Annotated in this window: 17 protein-coding genes; 12 read left to right on the forward strand and 5 right to left on the reverse strand. The window is 63.8% G+C overall.

The window, feature by feature from the left end; all coding sequences use genetic code 11:
* Positions 1-5: 5 nt before the first annotated feature.
* The 8 genes from hemG to hemL all read left to right on the forward strand — a co-directional run bounded on the left by hemG (position 6) and on the right by hemL (position 8,790).
* Positions 6-1,475: a protoporphyrinogen oxidase gene (gene hemG, locus AC6JA3_RS07470; protein WP_431768463.1), complete on the forward strand. Its 1,470-nt coding sequence runs from the start codon at positions 6-8 to the stop codon at positions 1,473-1,475.
* 72 nt (positions 1,476-1,547) lie between these two features.
* Positions 1,548-2,249, forward strand: coding sequence for a hydrogen peroxide-dependent heme synthase (hemQ, locus tag AC6JA3_RS07475; RefSeq protein ID WP_026539994.1), 702 nt, complete (start codon positions 1,548-1,550; stop codon positions 2,247-2,249).
* Complete coding sequence (locus AC6JA3_RS07480) at positions 2,246-3,469, forward strand: ferrochelatase (protein ID WP_026539995.1); 1,224 nt, start codon at positions 2,246-2,248, stop codon at positions 3,467-3,469. The genes hemQ and AC6JA3_RS07480 overlap by 4 nt, the downstream gene beginning before the upstream one ends.
* On the forward strand, positions 3,466-4,464 hold the full coding sequence (gene hemC, locus AC6JA3_RS07485) for a hydroxymethylbilane synthase (protein WP_026546192.1): 999 nt from the start codon (positions 3,466-3,468) through the stop codon (positions 4,462-4,464). Before AC6JA3_RS07480 ends, hemC begins: the two co-directional genes overlap by 4 nt.
* Entirely contained in the window at positions 4,451-5,329 is an 879-nt protein-coding gene (locus AC6JA3_RS07490; RefSeq protein WP_497920057.1) for a uroporphyrinogen-III synthase, read from the forward strand. The genes hemC and AC6JA3_RS07490 overlap by 14 nt, the downstream gene beginning before the upstream one ends.
* The gene (hemB, locus tag AC6JA3_RS07495) at positions 5,326-6,306 is read left to right on the forward strand and encodes a porphobilinogen synthase (RefSeq protein ID WP_026539998.1); all 981 of its coding nucleotides are present in this window, start codon (positions 5,326-5,328) and stop codon (positions 6,304-6,306) included. Before AC6JA3_RS07490 ends, hemB begins: the two co-directional genes overlap by 4 nt.
* Positions 6,306-7,418, forward strand: a complete 1,113-nt coding sequence (locus AC6JA3_RS07500; protein WP_051421463.1) for an LLM class flavin-dependent oxidoreductase — start codon at positions 6,306-6,308, stop codon at positions 7,416-7,418. The genes hemB and AC6JA3_RS07500 overlap by 1 nt, the downstream gene beginning before the upstream one ends.
* 52 nt (positions 7,419-7,470) lie before the next feature.
* Entirely contained in the window at positions 7,471-8,790 is a 1,320-nt protein-coding gene (hemL, locus tag AC6JA3_RS07505; RefSeq protein ID WP_026540000.1) for a glutamate-1-semialdehyde 2,1-aminomutase, read from the forward strand.
* A gap of 101 nt (positions 8,791-8,891) precedes the next feature.
* On the opposite strand, the gene AC6JA3_RS07510 is transcribed toward hemL, so the two are convergent.
* Entirely contained in the window at positions 8,892-9,161 is a 270-nt protein-coding gene (locus AC6JA3_RS07510) for a hypothetical protein (protein WP_026546188.1), read from the reverse strand.
* A 43-nt stretch (positions 9,162-9,204) separates the two neighbouring features.
* Between AC6JA3_RS07510 and AC6JA3_RS07515 the strand changes: the two genes are divergently transcribed.
* Positions 9,205-10,194, forward strand: coding sequence for a glycoside hydrolase family 3 N-terminal domain-containing protein (locus tag AC6JA3_RS07515; protein ID WP_026546187.1), 990 nt, complete (start codon positions 9,205-9,207; stop codon positions 10,192-10,194).
* Positions 10,195-10,306: 112 nt separating this feature from the next.
* On the opposite strand, the gene AC6JA3_RS07520 is transcribed toward AC6JA3_RS07515, so the two are convergent.
* The 4 genes from AC6JA3_RS07520 to AC6JA3_RS07535 all read right to left on the reverse strand — a co-directional run bounded on the left by AC6JA3_RS07520 (position 10,307) and on the right by AC6JA3_RS07535 (position 13,805).
* Entirely contained in the window at positions 10,307-11,044 is a 738-nt protein-coding gene (locus AC6JA3_RS07520) for an amino acid ABC transporter ATP-binding protein (protein ID WP_026540002.1), read from the reverse strand.
* Complete coding sequence (locus AC6JA3_RS07525; RefSeq protein ID WP_026540003.1) at positions 11,041-11,805, reverse strand: amino acid ABC transporter permease; 765 nt, start codon at positions 11,803-11,805, stop codon at positions 11,041-11,043. The genes AC6JA3_RS07520 and AC6JA3_RS07525 overlap by 4 nt, the downstream gene beginning before the upstream one ends.
* A 12-nt stretch (positions 11,806-11,817) precedes the next feature.
* Positions 11,818-12,768 carry an ABC transporter substrate-binding protein gene (locus tag AC6JA3_RS07530; RefSeq protein ID WP_026540004.1) on the reverse strand — a complete coding sequence of 317 codons (951 nt, stop codon included), beginning with the start codon at positions 12,766-12,768 and terminating at the stop codon, positions 11,818-11,820.
* A 326-nt stretch (positions 12,769-13,094) separates the two neighbouring features.
* On the reverse strand, positions 13,095-13,805 hold the full coding sequence (locus AC6JA3_RS07535; protein WP_026540005.1) for a 3'-5' exonuclease: 711 nt from the start codon (positions 13,803-13,805) through the stop codon (positions 13,095-13,097).
* A 66-nt stretch (positions 13,806-13,871) separates the two neighbouring features.
* Between AC6JA3_RS07535 and AC6JA3_RS07540 the strand changes: the two genes are divergently transcribed.
* The 3 genes from AC6JA3_RS07540 to AC6JA3_RS07550 are packed head-to-tail and all read left to right on the forward strand — an operon-like array spanning position 13,872 to position 21,165.
* Entirely contained in the window at positions 13,872-14,288 is a 417-nt protein-coding gene (locus AC6JA3_RS07540) for an MGMT family protein (RefSeq protein WP_026540006.1), read from the forward strand.
* Positions 14,285-17,635 (forward strand): ATP-dependent helicase, encoded by a 3,351-nt coding sequence (locus tag AC6JA3_RS07545; RefSeq protein WP_026540007.1) that lies wholly within the window; start codon positions 14,285-14,287, stop codon positions 17,633-17,635. Before AC6JA3_RS07540 ends, AC6JA3_RS07545 begins: the two co-directional genes overlap by 4 nt.
* The gene (locus tag AC6JA3_RS07550; RefSeq protein WP_026540008.1) at positions 17,632-21,165 is read left to right on the forward strand and encodes an ATP-dependent helicase; all 3,534 of its coding nucleotides are present in this window, start codon (positions 17,632-17,634) and stop codon (positions 21,163-21,165) included. Before AC6JA3_RS07545 ends, AC6JA3_RS07550 begins: the two co-directional genes overlap by 4 nt.
* Positions 21,166-21,178 lie beyond the last annotated feature (13 nt).

A 21,178-nucleotide genomic window follows, 5' to 3' on the forward strand; every position in this document is an offset into this window, starting at 1 on the left:
GGCCAATGCGCGGGGGGCACCCTACGCCCGGAATGGCATCGGACGCACCGGCAGCCCTTGTGGTGGGCGGTGGCATTTCGGGACTGATCGCGGCCCGGGAGCTTGCCATGTCGGGCTTTGCCGTCACCGTCCTTGAGGCCGGCCCCGCCTGGGGTGGCTGCGTGGGAAGCCATGTTGTGGCCGGGCTGAAGCTGGACAGTGGCGCGGAATCCTTCGCCACCCGTTCCCCGGCTGTTGCGGGCCTGGCCCGCGAGCTTGGCCTGGCGGACATGATCGTGGCCCCGCACCCTGGAGGTGCGTGGGTCCAACTGCCCGATGGGCCGCAGGAACTACCCAAGACCGGAGTCCTGGGCATTCCGGCCAATCCCTGGGATCCGGAAGTCCGCCGCTCCCTGGGTCTGGCGGGAGCGGTGCGGGCGGCGCTTGACCGTTGGCTTCCTGCCTCTGTTGGCACCTCCTCGGAGGTCACCAGTGTTTCTGCTCTGGTTCGGAAACGCATGGGCAAAAGGGTTCTTGAGCGGTTGGTATCCCCAGTGGTTGGAGGTGTCCACTCGGCCGATCCCGGTCTCCTGGACGTCGACATGGTTGCACCTGGCCTGAGGGCAGGGATCCGGAAGCATGGCTCGCTGGCTGCCGCCGTTTCGGCGCAGCGCAAGGCCGCTGCCGGATCCGTTTCCGGCCCTGCCAAGGCGGGGTCCGCCGTCGCGGGCTTGAAGGGCGGCATGAACACCCTGGTGGCTGCACTCGTGGAAGAGCTGCGCGTGCGCGGCGTCGCGTTGTTGACCGGTCGGCGCGCTGACGCTGTGGCGAAGACCCAGGATGGATGGCAGGTAACGGCCGGCGGTTCCACTTACGACGCCGGCCGGCTGGTGGTGGCGCTCGACGGCCCTTCTGCTGTTGGGCTTCTGGAGCCGTCCATGCCGGAGCTGTCCGCGTTGCGGCCTGCCCCCGGACCTTTGGTGAGCCTGGTGACGATGGTGGTGGACCTGCCTGAGCTTGATGGCAGGCCCCGCGGTACGGGCATCCTGGTGGCGCCGCAGACTCCCGGCATTAAAGCGAAGGCGCTGACCCATGCAACAGCCAAATGGGACTGGTTGGCCGGCGAGGCCGGTCCGGGGACCCACGTGCTGCGGCTCTCCTATGGCCGGCGTGAAGAAGCGGGTGGGGGAGCAGACATCGTCATGGATGACGAATCGCTCCTGGCTGCGGCCTTGGAGGACGCCTCTGCACTCTTGACGGTGCCGGTTGTGCGTGCCGACATTGTGGACTGGGACGTGGTGCGATGGGCTGGTGCTTTGCCGTTCGCCGCCGTCGGTCATAAACAGCGCGTCGGGCAGGTGCGCGCGATCTGCGCTGCTGTGGATGGCTTGACGGTAGTTGGGGGCTGGTTGGCGGGCAATGGCCTGGCAGCGGTGGTGGCCGACACGAGGTCCCAAGTGGCTGCTGCAACCTCCCGCGAGCCCACTGGTATGTGATTTACCTCACTTCTACGCGTTGTAGAACTGATCCGTTTCGACTTAGGGGCCGGCACGGGGCAAACTTGAACCATGAGCCACACTTCTGCCGAATCTGTCACTAAAACTGCTGAAACCGAAGAACAGTTCTACACGCTGTGGACGGTCTTCAAGCGCTCGGCCGACGTCCTGCGCAGCGGCGATGCTGCCCAGGAATTCGAAGCCCTTGCGGAGAAGCTCGCGGAGGGCGACGTGATCCTGCGCGGCAGCTACGACGTCTCGGCGATGCGCTCCGACGCCGACATCATGGTGTGGCTCCATGGCCCCAAGCCCGAGGACCTGCAGTCCGCCGTCCGCTCCATCCGCCGCAGCAAGCTCTTCGCCGGAACAGAGATCGTCTGGTCCGCCATGGGCGTACACCGCGAAGCTGAGTTCTCCAAGAGCCACGTACCCGCCTACGCCCGTGGCGTCGAGCCGAGTACCTGGCTCTGCGTCTACCCATTTGTACGCTCGTACGAGTGGTACCTGCTCCCGACGGACGAGCGCGGCAAGATGCTCCGCGACCATGGCCTGCTGGGACGCGAATTCCCGCAGGTCATCTCCAACACCGTTTCCTCCTTCGCGCTCGGCGACTGGGAATGGATCCTTGGCCTCGAGGCACCGGAGCTGGTGGACCTGGTGGATTTGATGCGCCACCTGCGGGCCACCGAGGCACGCCATCACGTTCGCGAAGAGGTCCCCTTCTACACCGGCCGCCGCGTGACGGCTGCCGAGATTGCCGAGGTGCTCGCATGAACCAGCCCGTTATCTCCACAGCACCGAACGCTGTCACCGAGCGTGGGCGCCAGGAGCCCAAGCGATACGACGCCGTGCTGCTGGCGTCCTTCGGTGGTCCCGAAGGCCAGGATGACGTCATTCCGTTCCTACGCAACGTCACCCGTGGCCGGGGCATCCCGGATGAGCGGCTCGAAGAGGTCTCGCACCACTACCGCGCCTTTGGTGGCATCAGCCCCATCAACCAGCAAAACCGCGAACTGAAGGCTGCCATCGAAGCCGAGCTGGCCCGCCGCGGTATTGAACTGCCGGTCCTCTGGGGAAACCGGAACTGGGATCCGTACATCGCCCCGGTCCTCCAGGACGCCTACGACGCCGGACACCGCCGGCTCCTGATGCTCACCACCAGCATCTACTCCTGTTACTCCAGCTGCCGCCAGTACCGCGAAGACATCGGCGTTGCCCTGACGGAAACCGGGCTGGACGGCAAGCTGCAGGTGGACAAGATCCGCCAGTACTTCGACCACCCCGGCGTAGTCCAGCCCTTCCTGGAAGGTACTGCAGCGGGCTTGGAAGAGATCCGTGGCAAACTCGCTGCGGCCGGCGAGGATGATCCGGATTCGAAAATCCGCGTCCTGTTCGCAACCCACTCCATCCCCACGCGGGACGCCGAGGCGGCAGGCCGGTCCGAGGACGAGCCGCGCGAATTTGCCGAAGGTTCGGCTTATGCTGCCCAGCACTTGGCCAATGCCCAGGCCATCATGGATGCTGTGGCTCCCAACGTTGCCTGGGACCTGGTGTACCAGTCCCGTTCCGGTGCCCCGCACATCCCCTGGCTCGAACCGGACATCAATGACCACCTCGAGGAAATCGCCCCTGCAGGTGTTCGCGGTGTTGTCATCGTTCCGCTGGGCTTCGTCAGTGATCACATGGAAGTTGCCTGGGATCTTGACACCGAAGCGCTGGAAACCTGCAAGAACCTGGACATCGAAGCCACGCGCGTTCCCACTCCGGGAACCCATGCCGCCTTCGTGTCCGGCCTGGTTGACCTGATCTGCGAACGCACGGTGGAAAACAACATCGCCGAGCGTCCCCACGTGACGGACCTCGGACCCTGGTACGACGTCTGCCGCCCCAACTGCTGCGAGAACTTCCGCGGCGCGAAGCCGGTTATTTCAGAAGTCGGAACCACTGTGGGTCTTGGCCATGACGCCTATCCTGCAGCGGAGGCCGCCAAGTGACCGTACGCATCGGCACCAGGGCCAGCAAGCTGGCTTTGACGCAGACGCAGCAAACGGCAGACAAGCTGGCCGCTGTTGGCGGGTTCCCGGTGGAACTGGTCCACATCAAGACCGAGGGCGACGTCAAGACAGGTTCCCTGTCCCAGATGGGCGGAACGGGCGTGTTTGTTGCGGCCTTGCGTGACGCCTTGCTGGCCGAGACGTGCGATGTCGCCGTCCACTCCCTCAAGGACCTGCCCACGGGGGCAGCCCTGGGACTGAGTATCGCCGCAACACCTCAACGGGTGGATGTCCGCGATGTTCTGTGTGCACGCGAGGGGATGACACTCTCCGAGTTGCCCGGCGGGGCCAAGGTGGGCACGGGTTCACCGCGCCGTGCGGCCCAGCTCCGGGCAGCGCGGCCGGATATCGAAGTCCTGGACATCCGCGGCAACGTCGATACCCGCCTCGGCAGGGTTCCCGGCTTGCCGGGAAACCTCACGGAGGAAGTAGTGCCGGGCAAGTCCTGTGACCTTGATGCCGTGGTGTTGGCAGCTGCAGGTTTGGAACGCATGGGCCGGCTGGACACGGTCAGCGAGTTCTTCGACACCACCGTGATGCTCCCCGCGCCCGGTCAGGGTGCGCTGGCCATTGAATGCCGCACCGATGACGCTCCGCGCCAGGACGGGTCCGCTGACGGCTCGAGCGGAGTCCTGGCCCAGGCGCTTGCCGCGTTGGACGACGACGACACCCGTTTGGCCGTTACCGCCGAGCGTGCCGTGCTTGCCAGGCTCGAAGCGGGGTGCGCTGCTCCTGTAGGTGCTTACGCTTTCCGCAAGGGCAGCATGCTGCACCTTGAAGCAGTGGTCTGCGCGGTGGACGGTACCAAGACCGTGCGGGAGAAGAAAGCCACCGATGGGCTCACGGAAGTGGGCGCCACGTTGCTCGGCATCGAAGTGGCTGAGCTTTTGCTCGCTGCCGGTGCCGCGGAGATCGCGGACCTTGCCGCATCCTGAACAGCATGATCCCCAAGGATTGAGCGGTCGGCGCATCCTGATTACCAGGAGCGCCGACCGGGCCAGGGACCTGGCCTCACTCCTGCACAGCCGCGGCGCCGCCCCCTTGGTTTTGCCACTGATCGATTTCGAGCGTGCCAAGGACCAGCGGGCCCTGGACTCCGTTTTTGACCGCCTGGCCGCGGGTGACTTCGACTGGCTGGTGATCAGCAGCATCACCAGCGCCAAAGTCCTCCTCGAAAAAGCTGCCCAGAGGGGAACGACGCCGGCAGGCTTGGTCCCTGCCACTACCAGGGTGGCCACCATTGGGCCCACCTCGGTCCGCATGCTCGAATCCATCGGCCTCACGGTTCATCTTGCGCCTGCCGGGCAGCAGTCCGCCGATGGTCTGGTGGAACTGTGGGAACCGGGGCCGTCCCGGGTGCTCCTGCCCCAAGCCGACATCGCAGCACCTGGGCTGCGCGAAGGCCTGGCCTCCAAAGGCGCGGACGTCACCGCGGCCGTCGCCTACCACACAGTGGACTACCCGGCCCGGGCGGAACTCCGCCTCGAAGCGGAACTGCCGGACGTCGTCGGGATTTCCGGTAACAAACTGCCGCCGACGCTCAACCCGGAAGAGGCCCGGGATGCCCTCCAGGCCGGGGCTGTGGACGCAGTGGTGGCGGCCTCACCCAGCGCCGCGCGGCGCATTGCTGAGACCTTGCTGCCGCTGGGCAGATGCCGGCTGGTAGCCATAGGGCGTCCGACGGCGGCTGAAGCCACCCGCCTGGGCCTCACCGTAGCTGCCACCGCCAAAGAACCAACTCCGGGCGGCATCGTGGCCGCCTTGGAATCTGTTTTCGCCAACGAAGGGAACCCACAATGAGCTTTCCGAACCATCGTCCCCGCCGTCTGCGCACAACTCCTGCCATGCGCAGGCTTACCGCGGAGAACCGGCTGGCACCGGCTGACCTGATCCTCCCGGCATTCATCCGGGAAGGCCTCACGGAACCGAGCCCCATCAACTCAATGCCGGGGGTAGTCCAGCACACCACCGACTCCCTGAAACGTGCTGCGGCCCAAGCAGTGGAGCTCGGCGTGGGCGGCATCATGCTGTTCGGCATCCCAGCGGTACGCGACGCCCAGGGCACGGCTTCCCTTGACCCGGAAGGCGTCCTGAACAAGGCCATCCGCGATGTCAAGGCCGAGGTGGGCGATGACCTGGTCATCATGGGTGACGTTTGCCTGGATGAGTTCACCGATCACGGCCACTGTGGTGTCCTCGACGCCGCCGGCTACGTGGACAACGATGCCACGCTGGAAATCTACGGACAGATGGCAGTAGCCCAGGCCGATGCCGGGGCGCATGTGCTGGGCCCGTCGGGCATGATGGATGGCCAGATCGCCGTGATCCGCCAGGCTTTGGAAGAAGCCGGCCACAAGAACACCGTGGTCCTCGCCTATGCCGCCAAGTACGCTTCGGCCTTCTATGGACCGTTCCGTGAGGCAGTCGATTCCCAGCTCAAGGGCGATCGCAGGACCTACCAGATGGACGCCGCCAACCGTCGGGAAGCCATCCTGGAAGTTGAACTTGACCTTGAAGAAGGTGCCGACATGGTGATGGTCAAACCTGCCATGAGCTACCTGGACATCCTGGCCGACGTGGCCGCGATGAGCCCGGTGCCGGTCTCGGCCTACCAAATCTCCGGCGAGTACGCCATGATCGAAGCGGCTGCGGCCAACGGCTGGATCGACAGGCGCGGTGCCATCACCGAATCCGTCCTGGGGATCAAGCGCGCCGGAGCCGATACCGTGCTGACCTATTGGGCCTCCGAACTCGCAGGCTGGCTGAAGGAGTCCTGATGACATCCGTTCCCTCTGACCCTGAAGTGTCTTCGGACCCTGCTGTTTCCCCGGATCCAGTGGCGCCTGTACCGGCCAACGAAATTCTCATGGGCTTGAATACTTTCGGCGACGCCGGTGTCGACGCCGATGGGAATCCCAAGGAACACGCCCGGGTCCTGCGTGAACTGCTCGAAGAAGCAAAGCTGGCGGACGCCGTCGGGATCCATGCCTTCGGGGTAGGGGAGCACCATCGCCGGGACTTCGCAGTGTCAGCGCCGGAGGTCTTCCTTGCAGCTGCCGCGGCTGTGACCTCCCGCATTCGGCTGGGCTCGGCTGTCACCGTGCTGAGCTCGGATGATCCGATTCGTGTATTCCAGCGTTTCTCCACCGTTGATGCGCTGTCCAACGGCAGGGCCGAGGTAATGCTCGGCAGGGGTTCGTTTGTTGAATCCTTCCCGCTGTTCGGCCTTGACCTGGCCGACTACGAAGTTCTCTTCGAGGAAAAGCTGGAGCTTTTCGACAAGGTACGTGCTCAGAAGCCGGTTCATTGGGAAGGCCGCACCCGTCCCAACGTCAATGGGCTGCAGGTGTACCCCAAATTGCAGCATCACCTGCTGCCCACCTGGATTGGTGTGGGCGGAACACCGGAGTCCGTCCTCCGTTGCGCGGAATATGGCTATCCGATCATTTTCGCCATCATCGGGGGAGAACCCCGCCGCTTTGCCCCCTTGGTGAACCTTTACCGTGAAGCGATGGCAAAGTACGGCCACCCCATGCGGCAGATCGCAACGCATTCGCCCGGTTATATTGCCGATACCGACGAAGGTGCCCGGGAAGAGCTTTTCCCGCACTGGCTCGACCAGCGGAACAGGATCGGTGCCGAACGCGGCTGGGGTCCGGGCAACCGGGGCGAATTCGAGGCCATGTGCGGCCCCGAGGGCGCGCTGTACGTCGGATCGCCGGAGACCGTGGCGCAAAAGATCGTCCTGCTCAAACGGAATCTGGGCGTGGACCGCTTCGACCTCAAATACAGCAACGGGACGTTGCCCCACCAGTCCATGATGCGCTGCATCGAGCTTTACGGTACCGAGGTGGCCCCGAGGGTCGCCGAGCTGCTGGCCTCCCACTAGCGCGTGCCCGGCCAACCACTGCTGCTCCTGAATCACTGAAAGAATAGGAACCATGACTTCCAATACCCCTGTCTCCGATCAGCTGTTCGACCGTGCCCGGTCCCTGATGCCCGGTGGCGTGAACTCCCCGGTTCGTGCCTTCGGATCCGTAGGCGGTAACCCGAAGTTCATGGTTTCCGCCAAGGGCGCCTACCTCACCGATGCCGATGGCAAGGAGTACGTGGACCTGGTCTGTTCCTGGGGACCTGCCCTGCTGGGCCATGCGCACCCGGCCGTGCTCGAGGCCGTTCATGCAGCTGTGGACAGGGGACTGTCGTTCGGTGCTTCGACACCGGATGAGGCCAACCTGGCCGAGATCGTCAAGGAACGGGTGTCCGCCGTCGAGCGTCTCCGCATGGTCTCAACCGGCACTGAAGCCACCATGACCGCCGTGCGCCTGGCACGGGGCTTCACCGGCCGGAACCTCATCATCAAGTTCGCAGGCTGCTACCACGGTCACTTGGACGGACTGCTGGCAGCGGCAGGTTCCGGCGTTGCAACCCTGGCACTCCCAGGTTCGGCGGGTGTCACTGCGGCGACGGCGGCCGAAACCCTGGTTCTGCCCTACAACGACCTCGCTGCCGTAGAGGCTGCCTTCGCCACCCACGGCAACAACATTGCCGCCGTCATTACTGAAGCCGCTCCTGCCAACATGGGCGTCGTCACCCCGGGAGAGGGCTTCAACGCAGGGCTGTCCCGCATTACCAAGGAATACGGTGCACTCCTGATCGTGGACGAAGTCCTCACCGGTTTCCGTACGGGCTACTCGGGCTACTGGGGCCTCACCGGACGCCAGGAAGGGTGGGCGCCGGACCTGCTCACCTTCGGCAAGGTCATCGGCGGCGGAATGCCGACGGCGGCCCTGGGCGGCCGCGCCGACGTCATGGACTACCTCGCGCCGGTTGGCCCGGTGTACCAGGCAGGCACACTGTCCGGTAACCCGGTAGCCATGGCCGCCGGTGTGGCAACGCTCAGCAACGCGACGCCCGAGGTCTACGCCTACGTCGATGCCCGCTCGCTTGAACTCTCCGCGGCACTTTCCTCAGCCCTGGATGCTGCCGGCGTTGACCACTCCATCCAACGGGCAGGAAACCTCTTCTCGGTTGCTTTTGGCACCTCGGCCCACGGCGTGCACAACTATGACGACGCCCAGGCCCAGGAGAGCTTCCGCTACGCGCCGTTCTTCCACTCCATGCTGGATTCGGGCGTTTACCTCCCGCCTTCGGTCTTCGAGGCCTGGTTCCTGTCTGCCGCCCACGACGACGCTGCGATGAACCGTATTTTCGAAGCCCTCCCGGCGGCCGCCCAGGCTGCTGCCGGCGCCACTGCCTGATATGGCGCCGATGCCCCGGCCACGTGCGGAAAAGCACAGGGCCGGGGCATCGCAGTCTTCACACGGGGTAGGCTCGTAGGTGGAAACCCACCCCCAACGAACTAACGGTTTACCATGCGCAAGACCCAGACATTTGCATCTTTTGGTGTGAGCATCGCAACGGCTGGAGCTTTGCTCGCCTTGGCGTCCGGCTGCTCAAGCGGCAGCGGAAGCACGGCGGCGTCCCCAACGGAAGGGACGGCGTCGACCTCTGCTTCTCCGCCCCCAAGTTCTCCCCGGCCGGTAACGCCGGCACCAGGAACCACGACGGCGACACCGGCGCCATCCGCCGTTCCCACAGCGTCTGCCGCGCCCGCTACGAGTGCGCCCACTGCTGCCGAGCAACAGTTGGCGAAGCTCAGCCTTGAGCAGAGAGTGGGCCAGCTGTTTATGGTGGCAGCCAAAGCCACCGGCGCTGAGCCGGGAACCATGCAGGCACTGAAGGAATACCACGCAGGCAATGTCTATCTGAGTGGTCGCAGCAAAGCAGGCAGCGCCGCCACCGCTTCCGTGGTGTCTTCCCTGACGGGCACAGTCTCCGCCGGGACCACTGGCGGTGTGCCGCTTTTCGTAGCCACCGACCAGGAAGGCGGGTATGTCCAGGTTCTTTCGGGTCCGGGATTCTCAACAATACCAACGGCCCTGGTTCAGGCAGGGGCCGGGCAGGCAAAACTCCGGGCTGACGCTGCCGTGTGGGGCAAGGAGCTTCGGAGCGCCGGGATCAACGTCAATCTAGCCCCTGTGCTGGACACTGTCACCAGCCCGGAATTTGCTCCTTCCAACGCCCCCATCGGCCACTTCCAACGCGAATACGGCTATGCGCCCGGAACGGTTTCGGCGCTCGGCAATGCCTTTGCCGATGGCATGAAAGATGCCGGCGTAGCGCCTGTAGTGAAGCACTTCCCCGGTTTGGGGAAGGTGGTTCCCAACACGGACGTGACCAGTGATGTCAGGGACACCTCCACCACTCGGCAGGATCCCGCCCTGGAGCCCTTCAAGGCCGCCATCTCCTCCGGCACCCGGTGGGTCATGGTTTCAAACGCCTACTACGACAAGATCGACCCCGCAAACATCGCACCCTTTTCGCCAACCGTCATGGACACGATGCTGCGGAAAGACGCCGGCTTCACCGGAATCGTCCTCTCGGACGATCTCTGCAGCGCCGCGCAATTGGAAGCCTGGTCGGATGCGGACCGCGCCCTGAACTTCTTTGGTGCCGGCGGAACCATGCTGGTGTGCGCGGATCCTGCGAGTATTCCCGCCATGCACCAGGCAGTGGTGAAGAAGGCCCAGGCAGATGCCTCGTTCCGCGCCAAGGTCGATGCCGCGGCCCTGACCGTGCTGCGGGTCAAAGCCGGGCAGTGATTGAAGCCGGGCAGTGATTGCAGGGGGCTGTGATCACAGCAGGGCCAATGCCACAGCAAAGAACCCCGTCTTCGCAACGAAGACGGGGTTCTTTGGGCTGGTGCTTTTTTGCCTAAAGGACGTCCGACAGGAAGCCCTGCAGGCGTTCCGTTTGCGGATTGGTGAAAAGCTGCTCCGGAGGTCCGGATTCCACCACAACGCCGGCGTCCATGAAGGTCACCACATCGGAGACGTTGCGCGAGAAGCCCATCTCGTGGGTTACCACCACCATGGTCATGCCGCCTTGGGCCAGGTCGGTCATGAGGGCAAGGACGCCCTTGACCAATTCCGGGTCCAGCGCAGAGGTGGCCTCGTCAAAGAACATCACCTCCGGCTTCATGGCCAGGGCACGGGCGATCGCCACGCGCTGCTGCTGGCCACCGGAAAGGTTTGCCGGACGCGAGTCGGCCTTGTGCTTCAGGCCCACAAGGTCCAGTTGGGACAGGGCCTCGTCGCGCGCCTGCTCCTTGGACATGCCACGGAGTTTGCGCAGCGCCAGCGAAATGTTCTCAGCCACGGTCTTGTGGGGGAACAGGTTGAACTGCTGGAACACCATGCCGATCCGGCGACGCAGTTCGTCCGGATTGTCCTTGAGCACAGAACGTCCGTCCAGCAGGATGTCGCCCTGGTCGGGTTCGATGAGGCGGTTCATCACGCGCAGAAGGGTCGACTTGCCTGAGCCGGAAGGGCCGATCACGGAGGCCGTGGTGCCCTTCTCGACGTGCAGGTCAATGCCCCGCAGCACGTGGTTGCTGCCAAAGGACAAGTGGATGTTCTTAGCAGTTAATGTGCCGGATGCGAATTCACTCATGCCTGCGCTCCTTTTCCTACCACGGCTGCTGCCTCATCCGGTTCCTTCTTCTCCGGCTTGCCGGAGCGCATGCGGGCGTCGATCCAGTTCACAAAATGCGTGAGCGGGATGGTCAGCGCGAGGTAGAAGATGGCGGCAGCAACGTACGGGGACAGGTTTCCGCTGTTGGCGGCGGCGTCCTTGCCGATCTGGAAAATCTCGCGTTCCGTGGCCAGGAGGCCCAGCATGAACACCAGTGAGGATTCCTTGATCAGTGCAATGAACTGGTTTACCAGGGCCGGAAGTACCCTGCGGATTCCCTGGGGTACTACCACCAGGCGCATGGAGGAGCCGTAGCTGAACCCGAGGGCACGGGTCGCTTCGAGTTGTCCCTTGTCCACACTCTGGATGCCGGAGCGGAAGATCTCGCCGATGTACGCGCCGGACATCAACGACAACGCCGCGATAGCCATGGGGTAGGGGCTGGTGGACCCCGTCAGTTCACGAATGATGGGGCCGAAACCGAACCCGATCACCAGAATGGTCAGCACCGGAGGAAGCCCGCGGAGAATGTCCGTGTAAATGCGGGCTATCCACCGTGCTGCTGCGTTCCGGGAAATCCCCATCAGGGCGAGCAGCATCCCGATCGCGGTCCCGATGATGCCGGAGACGACAGCCAGGACGATGGTATTGGGCAGGCCGACGGCGAACATCTTGGGAAGGACTTCGCCCATTGCCTCCCAGTCAAAGAAGGTCTCGGCAAGTTGATTGAGGATATCCATGGAACGCCTTGTTTACTTGGCGGGGAGCTGGACGGCCTTGCTGCCCGGCTTCCAGCCCTGGGGGGTCTGCTCGGCAGCAGTCGGACGGTCCTTGTACCACTCGGCTGTGAGCTTGGCCCAGGTGCCGTCGGCAATGACGGCATCCAAGCCGGAGTTCAAGGCGTCGATCAGCGGCTGGTTGTCCTTGTTCACTGCATAGGCGGTGAAGTTCTGGGTGTTGACAACCTTCTCGGCGATCTTGGTGTTGTCGCCTTCCTTGACCTGGCCTTCAGCCTGCTGGGAGGGGGCGACCCAGGCGTCGATCTGGCCGTTCTTCACGTTGCCGTAAACGGTGTTGTAGTCAGGGAAACGGACAGGTTCGATCTTGAGCGTGTTCGTCATGTAGTCGTCCTGGACGGTGCCCTGGACGACGCCGATGCGCAGGCCTTCCTTGACGTCGGCGAAGCCGCCCACCTTGGAGTCGCTCTTGGTCACGATGGCCATGTAGCCGAAGTCGTAGCCGTTGGTGAAACCGACCGTCTTACGGCGGGCGTCGGTGGTGGAGATCGAGGAGGATCCGACGTCGAACTGCTTGTTGCCCACCTGGGAGAGCAACGCGGAGAAGTCGGTGGATGCGAACTCAACCTTCAGGCCCAGCTTGTCGCCGATGGCGCGGAGGAGCTCGTTGTCATAACCGGTGAATTTGCCCGAGGGGTCAATAAAGATGTTCGGCGGGGCATCGGAGAGGGTGCCTACGCGCAGGGTGCCGTCGGTAATGAGGCCCAACTTGGACTTGTCGATCTTGTCCAGCGGGGTTACCTCGGCGGTGGTGAACGTGTCCAGGGACTTCTGGTCGCTGCCGGCCAACGCATCGGTGGGCGAACCGCTGGGCTCGGAAGTTCCACCGCCACAAGCTGCCAGGGAAATCACCAGGGCTGCGGCCACGGGGGCAACAGACAGCCACTTAGGGGCTTTGAATTTCATGAAGAAATCACTTTCATCGGGTCACGAAGACGTTTCACGGTGGGCGGGGAATGTGGCAACCGAAAGGAAGGGTGGCTGCCCTAGCAGACTTCAACCCGCCAAACTTAATTATGTCACCCGCCCACCGGGGCAGCGTGAATCGAACAAATGATTGCTCGCCATCGATTTGGCCGAACAAAGTTCCCTTGGGTGAGTCCTCGGGTTCCGGACTATTCCGTCAGCCGGTGGGTGTGTGGAATCCGCACGCGAAGTGGGTGGCCTTTGGGGTTCCCGCTGTTTCGTGTGACATGCGTCGCAGAATGCAACCCCGTGGGAGGAAGCTTTGGTTAGAAGCCGCCCCGACCCGCATCCTCAGGCGGCAGGACCGGCCACTCGCCCTCGATAACTGCGGTGGGTTTGCTGCGCCGCAAATACTGCTGGAAATCGGCGGCCTGGGACGCGGCCCAGTCTACTTGCAACTGGTGGAGTGTGGACGCAGGCATCTGCAGCTTGGGGAACTTGCCGGCCATTGCATCCAGGACGCGGAGGGTGGCGAGCGCATCCGCTGCGGAGGTGTGGGCGTTGGTCAGGTCAACCCCGTATTCCTCGCACAGGGCAGTCAGCGTGCGCTTTCCCTTGCGGTAGCGATCCACTTGTTTGTTCATGACATAGGGGTCCAACACGGGGAAGCGGCTCAGTTGCGGCACTCCATAGCGTGCAGACTCAGCGGCCAGCACGGTGAAGTCGTAACTGGCGTTGAAAGCGATGACGGGAGTGCCGGCGTCGAAAAGTTCCTGGAGAACCGCGGCAACTTCACGGGTGACTTCTGCCGCCGGACGGCCTTCTGCCCTGGCCTTCTCCGTGGACACGCCATGGACTTCACTGGCTTCAAGGGGAATCTCAACGCCCGGGTCAGCCAGCCACTCGTGCTCGGCAATGAGTTCTCCGTGGTCATCGACAACGGTGATCGAAGCGGTGACGATGCGGGCTGACCGCGAGTTCTTCCCGGTGGTCTCGAGGTCGAATGCGGCGCGGGAGAGGGTGTTCCAGGAGCTCATGTCTTCAAGCTACCGGCTGGGTCCGACAGTCTTTGGACGCGACACTCCTGCCGTTACGCTGAACACATGCGGATGGAGTATGTGACGGCGGTTTTGGCCGTTGTGGACCTCGTTCCTCCCGGTTCGGCGGTTTCCTACGGGGATGTCGCAGAGCTTCTTGGTGCCGGCGGGCCGCGACAGGTTGGGGCAGTCATGAGCCACTACGGCAGCTCCGTGGCCTGGTGGCGCGTCCTGCGGGCCAGCGGCGAGGCACCCTCCGGGCACGAAGTCGAGGCACTGAAGCACTACCTGGAAGAATCGACGCCGCTGCATGGCGCCTTTGAGGCCTTCTCCAGGACGGGAGAAGGCCGTTGGCGCGTTGACCTTGCAACGGCGCGATGGGCACCAGGGGAGGCCGATTTTGATCAACTGGATGTGATCTCGGACCAGTTGGAGCGTCAACTCCATAAATTGTCGGTGCCCGATGATGAAATGACTGTGTGACCGCCACTCCTGCCAAGACCCGCCCAGCACCAGCTGCTCTCCGCCTGCTGCCTCCGCGCGAGACCCACTACGCGGCCCCCGTTTTGTCACCGGACCAAAGTGCCGTTGTTTCCCTGCGGCAAGGCAGTGGCCCTGTGCTGGTACCCGGTGGTCCCGGAACCGGAAAATCCACCGTGCTGGTCGAATCGGCGGTGCGCCGCGTCCGGGAGGACGGCCTGGATCCTGAACGGATCCTGATACTTGCCCCCGGACGGCATGCCGCCGCCGCGCTGCGGGATACCTTCACCGGGCGGCTGGACCGCAGTCTCAGCACGACGCCGGCACGCACCTGGGCGTCGTACGCGTTCGACGTCATCCGGCGGGCCAAAGCCGAGGGCGTCATACCGCTGGCCCGGCCCCCAAAGCTCCTCTCCGGTCCGGAACAGGATCTCATCATCAAGGAGCTGCTTGAAGGGCACTCCCGCTCGGGATTCGAATTGCCTTGGCCGGAGGATCTCAACGCGGCCCTTCCCACCCGGGGCTTCCGGCACGAAATCCGCCAGTTGTTCGACCGCATTATTGAGTCCGGGCGTACTGCAGAGGACCTGGTGGGACTCGCCTACGAATGCGGAAGACCTGATTGGATGGCCGCGGCCCAGCTGTACAGCGAATACCGGGACGTCCTGGACCTCCGTATGCCCGAGGCCTTCGACCCCGCGGGAATCATCACCACGGCGCGGCAGATCTTTCAGGACTCGCCGGAATTCCTGGCTGCGGAACGGGACCGGCTCCAACTGATCCTGGTGGACGATTCCCAGGAGTCCAATCCTGCAGTATTTGAACTCCTGGCCGATGTCGCCGAGGGAAAGGACGTGGTGGTCACCTACTCGCCGGACACTGTGGTGCAGGGCTTCCGTGGTGCCCGTCCTGATCTTGTGGCAGAACTGCCTTCCCTGCTGGGAGGCATGCCGGGCGTGGTCCACGAGCGTCCTTTGTGGTTTACCCACCGGCACAAGCCCTCGGTAGCGGAAGCATGGACACGTGTTGCGGCACGCATTTCCCAACGTTCCGGCGGCCAGCTTGCCAGGCGGCTGGAGCAGCCGCCTGGCCCGGACACCGCAGGAGAGGCCCCCGGCAGTGAAGGCAGGGTGGAAGGACATGTCCTGCCATCTGCCGTCCATGAGCTGAGATACGTTGCCCAGCGGATCCTGGAAGCTCAACTGAGGGAGCAGCGGGAGTTCAGTGACATTGCCGTGATCGTGCGCAATGGCGGCCAGATTGCGCAGATGCAGCGTTATCTCAGCGGCCAGGGAATACCGGTGCGTGTTCCGGTGGCGGACTCGGCTGTCCGCGATGAGGTGGCCGTCCGTCCGCTGCTGGAGGCCTTTGCGATTGTCCTTGACCCGGCCAAGCTGTCTCCGGAAACGGCCGTGTCGCTGCTGACATCGCGCATTGGAGGGGCCACTGCCATAGAACTGCGCCGGCTCAGGCAATCGTTGCGACGCGAGGAACTCCTGGGTGGAGGCGGCAGGTCCAGCGATGCCCTCCTGGTCGAAGCACTGCTGGAACCCGGGGCCCTGGCGTCCTTGGGAATCGAAGGCAGCTCGGCCCGTCGTCTTGCCCGCATGATTGCGGCAGGATCCAAGGCCGCAGCCGAGCCGGGCGCCAACGCGGAGTCGGTCTTGTGGGCTTTGTGGCAGGCCACCGGTTTGTCATCACGCTGGGCCGAGATGGCGCTGGAGGGCGGCAACGCCGGCGCACGGGCCGATCGGGACCTCGACGCCATGATGGCACTGTTCCATACCGCCGAACGCTTTGTGGACCAATTGCCGGGATCCGGTCCCGAGCAGTTCCTGGACTATCTCTTGAACCAGGAACTCCCCATGGACACTCTTGCCGCACGTGCCCAGTTGGAGGCGTGCGTGGAAATCATGACCCCAGCCAGTGCTGCGGGCCGGGAATGGCCTGTGGTGATCGTCGCCGGTCTCCAGGAAGGCGTCTGGCCGAATACCCGGCTGCGCGGCGAACTCCTCGGCAGTACCGTGTACGCCGACGCTGTGGAGCATGGAGTGGACTACGCCGTCAGCCGGGGCCCCTTGAGCAGGCTCAGGGACATCCGTTACGACGAACTCAGGAGTTTCTCAACGGCAGTTTCCCGGGCCCGGGAGGTCCTGATCTGCACAGCGGTGTCCTCGGAGGATGACCAGCCCTCGGCTTTCCTGGATTATGTTGCCCCTTTGGAATCAGGGCAGTACAAACGCGACTACACCTTTGTCGAGCGTCCCCTGACTCTCAGGGCCCTTGTTGCCGAGCTGAGGCAGCACGCACAAGCGGTCACCTCCTCTACGGGGGAAGCCGGTGGAAGCGCGGCCAGCCAGGAAGCCGCGCGGATACTGGCCCGGCTCGCCAGCTCAGAACCGCCCGTTCCCGGTGCCAACCCCGATACCTGGTGGGGCCTGGCCCCGCTGAGCTCGGGGGAGCCGGTGGTCCCCCCGGGGGCTACCGTGTCCGTGTCCCCATCCAAGGTTGAAGCTGTCCATAAGTCCCCGCTGGACTGGTTCGTGCAGGCTGCCGGGGGCGAGGCCGCCACCGACTTCGCGCGCAGCCTCGGAACTCTGGTCCACAGCATCGCCCAGGAAATGCCCGAGGCCTCTGGTTCGGAGTACGTAGCCGAACTTGTCCGCAGATGGCCAACCCTTGGCATGAAAGAGAACTGGGAGGGCAAGCTCGACTTCCAACGCGCGGAACTAATGGTGCGCAAATTGGCCCAATACGTCCTCGTCATGCGCAGCGAGGGACGCAGCTTGCTCGCTGTGGAACATGACTTCGAAGTCCAGCTTCCTGATGTCTGCCTGGATGCTTCGGGCTCTGCAGATCCTGAAGCGGACTTTACCCGGCATGCTGTGCTTCGGGGTCAGGTGGACCGCCTGGAGGTTGATGACCAAGGCCGGCTTGTTGTGGTGGACCTCAAAACCGGCAAGCGGCAACCAGGCAAGGCAGAAGTTGCCAGGCACCCGCAATTGGGTGCATATCAGGCAGCGGTGCTAAGAGGAGCCTTCAAGGACGCAGGAACCTCAGAGGAAGCCACCGACTCCGGATCCAACACCGAACATGAAGGTTTTGCCCCGGGCGGCGCGGTGCTGGCCCACCTGGGAACAAAGACAAAGACGCCGGCAGTTCAGCAACAGGACCCCTTGGATCCTTCAGCGAACTGGGCGGAAGAACTGGTCAACGAGGCTGCTGTCTTGATGGCAGGGGCCTCCTTCGAAGCACGTCATGATCCTGGCAAGAGCGGGCATGGTGGCCATGGATGCCGCCTTCCGGATGTTTGCCCGTTGTGCGCCAGAGGAAAGCAGGTCACCGAATGACAACCGAAGTCCTGGACGGAGTTGCCGCTACACAACCCGGCACTATTGGCGGCGCGTTTGTTCCTGAGCCCCGGTTCACTCCCTCTGAACTGGCTGACATCCTTGGCGAGAAAAACCATCCCACTGCCGAACAGTCGGACATCATCGCCTCTCCGCTGTCCCCACGATTGGTGATCGCCGGAGCCGGCTCCGGCAAGACCGCAACCATGGCGGACAGGGTGGTGTGGCTGGTCGCCAATGGGTGGGTCCGCCCGGAGGAAGTGCTTGGTGTGACTTTCACACGGAAGGCTGCCGGCGAACTGGCCAGCCGGATCCGGAGCAAGCTGGCCACCCTCCAGCGCATCGCAGCAGAAGATGACGGCAGCATCGGATTCCCGGAGGGGCTGCTGGGGGCTGACGACCTCGAACCCAAGGTCTCCACCTACCATTCCTACGCCAGCGGAATAGTGTCCGATTATGGACTCCGGCTGGGCATCGAGCGGGACGTCGTCCTGCTTGGCGGAGCCCAATCCTGGCAGCTGGCCAGCGAAGTAGTGGAAGCCTACGACGGAGAGTTCGAGCATTTCACCGCCGCCAAGTCAACCTTGGTCAACGCTGTCATCCAACTGGCGGGGGAGTGCGCCGAACACCTTCAGGATCCCGGCACAGTGCGCAACTGGGTGCTGGAGCGCGTGGCCACCTTCGAACAGCTTCCTTATCTGGCGGGAGCAAGCAAGAATCCCACCACGGCTGCTGCCTCACTCTCCGCCATGCTCCGGACCCGCGCCAGTGTGGCAGACATGGTGGTGCGCTACCAGGAAGCCAAGCGGCAACGCGGTGTCCTTGACTTCGGAGACCTGGTTGCCCTGGCTGCCCGGATCGCCAGCGACATCCCTCTCGCAGCAACCACCGAGAGAGCCCGGTACAAAGTGGTTCTCCTGGACGAATTCCAGGACACCTCCCACGCCCAGTTGGTGCTTTTTTCGCGTCTTTTCAGCCAGGGCCACGCCGTCACTGCAGTGGGTGATCCCAACCAGTCCATTTATGGGTTCCGTGGGGCTTCAGCCGGACAGCTTTTCCACTTCGTGCAGGAGTTTCCCGTCAAACACGTGGGTACAGGGGATGGCGCCGAGACCTTTTCAGTGGCTCCAACCTCGTACCTGACCACCGCCTGGCGGAACGGAAGGAACATCCTTGCGGCAGCCAACACCATCGCCGCACCTTTGAACAAGGCAGCTGCAACGGACGGCCCTGCGGGGGATCGGGATGCAGCGGGAGATGTCTCCGTCCCACCGCTGGTTCCGAGCCCGGCGGCAGTCGACGGAAGTGTGGTGATTGGACGATTCAGCACCGACGAGGACGAAGCCGCGGCCATAGCCCGCGATGTCCGCCGCTATCAACGGACCGTCTTTGAGGAAGAGAAGGATGGCACGCCCATCAAGCCGACCATGGCCGTCCTGTGCCGCCGCCGTGCACAGATGGAGTGCTTGCGCCGGGAATTCGAGCTGCAGGGAATTCCGTACGAGATCGTCGGTCTCGGCGGATTGTTGGACACACCGGAAATCGTGGATCTTGTGGCCACCCTGCGTGTGCTGGCCGATCCCGGGCGGTCCGATGCCTTGATGAGGTTGCTGGCCGGGGCCCGCTGGCGCATTGGCCCGGCGGATTTGATGGCCTTTAACGACTGGTCACGTTTCCTGGCCCGCCGCCGGTCAAATCCTGGCACGGCTTCTGAACCCATGGATGAAAACGAGGAACCAGCATCGGTGGTGGTTGAAAGCGATATCACCGATGCCTCAAGCCTTGTGGAGGCCCTTGACTACCTGCCAAAGCCCGGATGGACCTCCAGGAACGGCCGTACCCTGAGCAGTACCGCCCTGGAACGGCTGGACTTCCTGGCCTCGGAGCTGCGATCCCTGCGCACATACATCGGGGATGACCTCACTACGCTCCTTGGTGAGGTTGAGCGTGCCATGCTCCTGGATATCGAAGTAGCTGCAAAGCCTGGAACCACTATCCACCAGGCCCGGCGGAACCTTGATGCATTCCAGGATGCCGCAGCGGGATTCCTGCAGACATCCCAGCGTGTCGATCTCTTGGCTTTCCTGTCATGGCTGGAGGCAGCGGCATCCGAAGAAGGTGGATTGGACCTCGCCCCCGTGGAGACCAACCGGGAAGCCGTGCAGCTGCTTACCGTCCATGCCTCGAAAGGGCTGGAGTGGGACGTTGTTTTCGTTCCGGGCCTCAACGCAGGATCGTTCCCCAGTACCAGGGATTCACGGTGGAGCAGTGGAGCTGCGGCCCTGCCATGGCCCTTGCGGGGTGACCGTGCAGACCTCCCGCAGTGGGACTTGGACCAGCCTGACCAGAAGGGGTGGCTGGATGCGGAAAAAGATTTCAAGTCCGAGGTACAGCACCACGGTGAGGCCGAGGAACGGCGGCTCGCCTACGTCGCCTATACCCGGGCAAAATTCGTCCTATGCGCATCCAGCGCTGCCTGGAACGGTTCGCGTTCCGGAATGGCCGGGATGTCCGCATTCCTTGCAGACTTGGCGCCTCTCGCGGGAGCTGCTGGAGTCGCCGCAGACGGCGGCCGGGGAACCTCTGCAGTTCAAACAGGGTCAGCGGTGGTCCATCCTGGGTCCGTGGCCGAGGAAGCACTCCCGGAGGAAAGCCCCCTGACAGCCGCGCTTGAAGTTGCAGGGTTCCCTTACGATCCCCTTGAAGGTCCTGTCGACCCCCGGACGGGCGCACGCCTCAGGTTGGTTCCCGGGCGCCGGGTCGTCATGGACCAGGCCGCAGCAAATGTCCGTGCCTATCTCGCCGATGCCTCTTGTGAGGCCCAGGTCCCTGGGCTCACGGGCCCTGCGGCGAAATGGTCTGAAGAGGCAGAACTCCTCCTGGACCGCCAACAGCGGGGCCGGACCACACAGGACGTCCACCTTCCCAGCCATATCTCTGCATCACTGTTCGTTGACCTTGGCGCCGATCCGGGTGCGGTGCTTTCCCAGCTCCGCCGGCCGGTGCCGCGTGAACCGGGCATTTCGGCCCGCAAAGGCACGGCCTTCCACGCGTGGGTTGAGGAGTATTTCGGGACTACCGGCATGCTGGACCTGGACGAGGCCCCGGGCTCGGATTCCCACATCGACGAGGCCTACGGTTTGGACGACATGGTGGCGGCATTTAAAAAGTCCGAGTGGGCCCAGCGCGCGCCCGCCTTCGTCGAGGTGCCAGTGGAAACGCGGATCGGCGACGTCGTGGTCCGAGGACGTATTGATGCCGTATTCCGCGACGCCGATGGCCGCTGGCAACTGATCGACTGGAAAACCGGACGACGCCCTGCGGGTCGGCAATTGGCGACCCGTGCCGTGCAGCTGGCCGTTTACCGGTTGGCTTGGGCGCGCCTGAAGGGTGTGCCCCTCGAGGAAGTCAGCGCCGCGTTCTACTACGTAGCCGATGACTCAGTGGTCCGGCCCCACGATTTGGGCACAGCCGAAGACTTGGAACAGATCGTGGCCACGGCGTTGGAGTCAGGCAGCCTGGGTCGGTAGATCAACGGTGGGA

The organism is Arthrobacter sp. TmtSoilC79 (genome assembly GCF_059739405.1).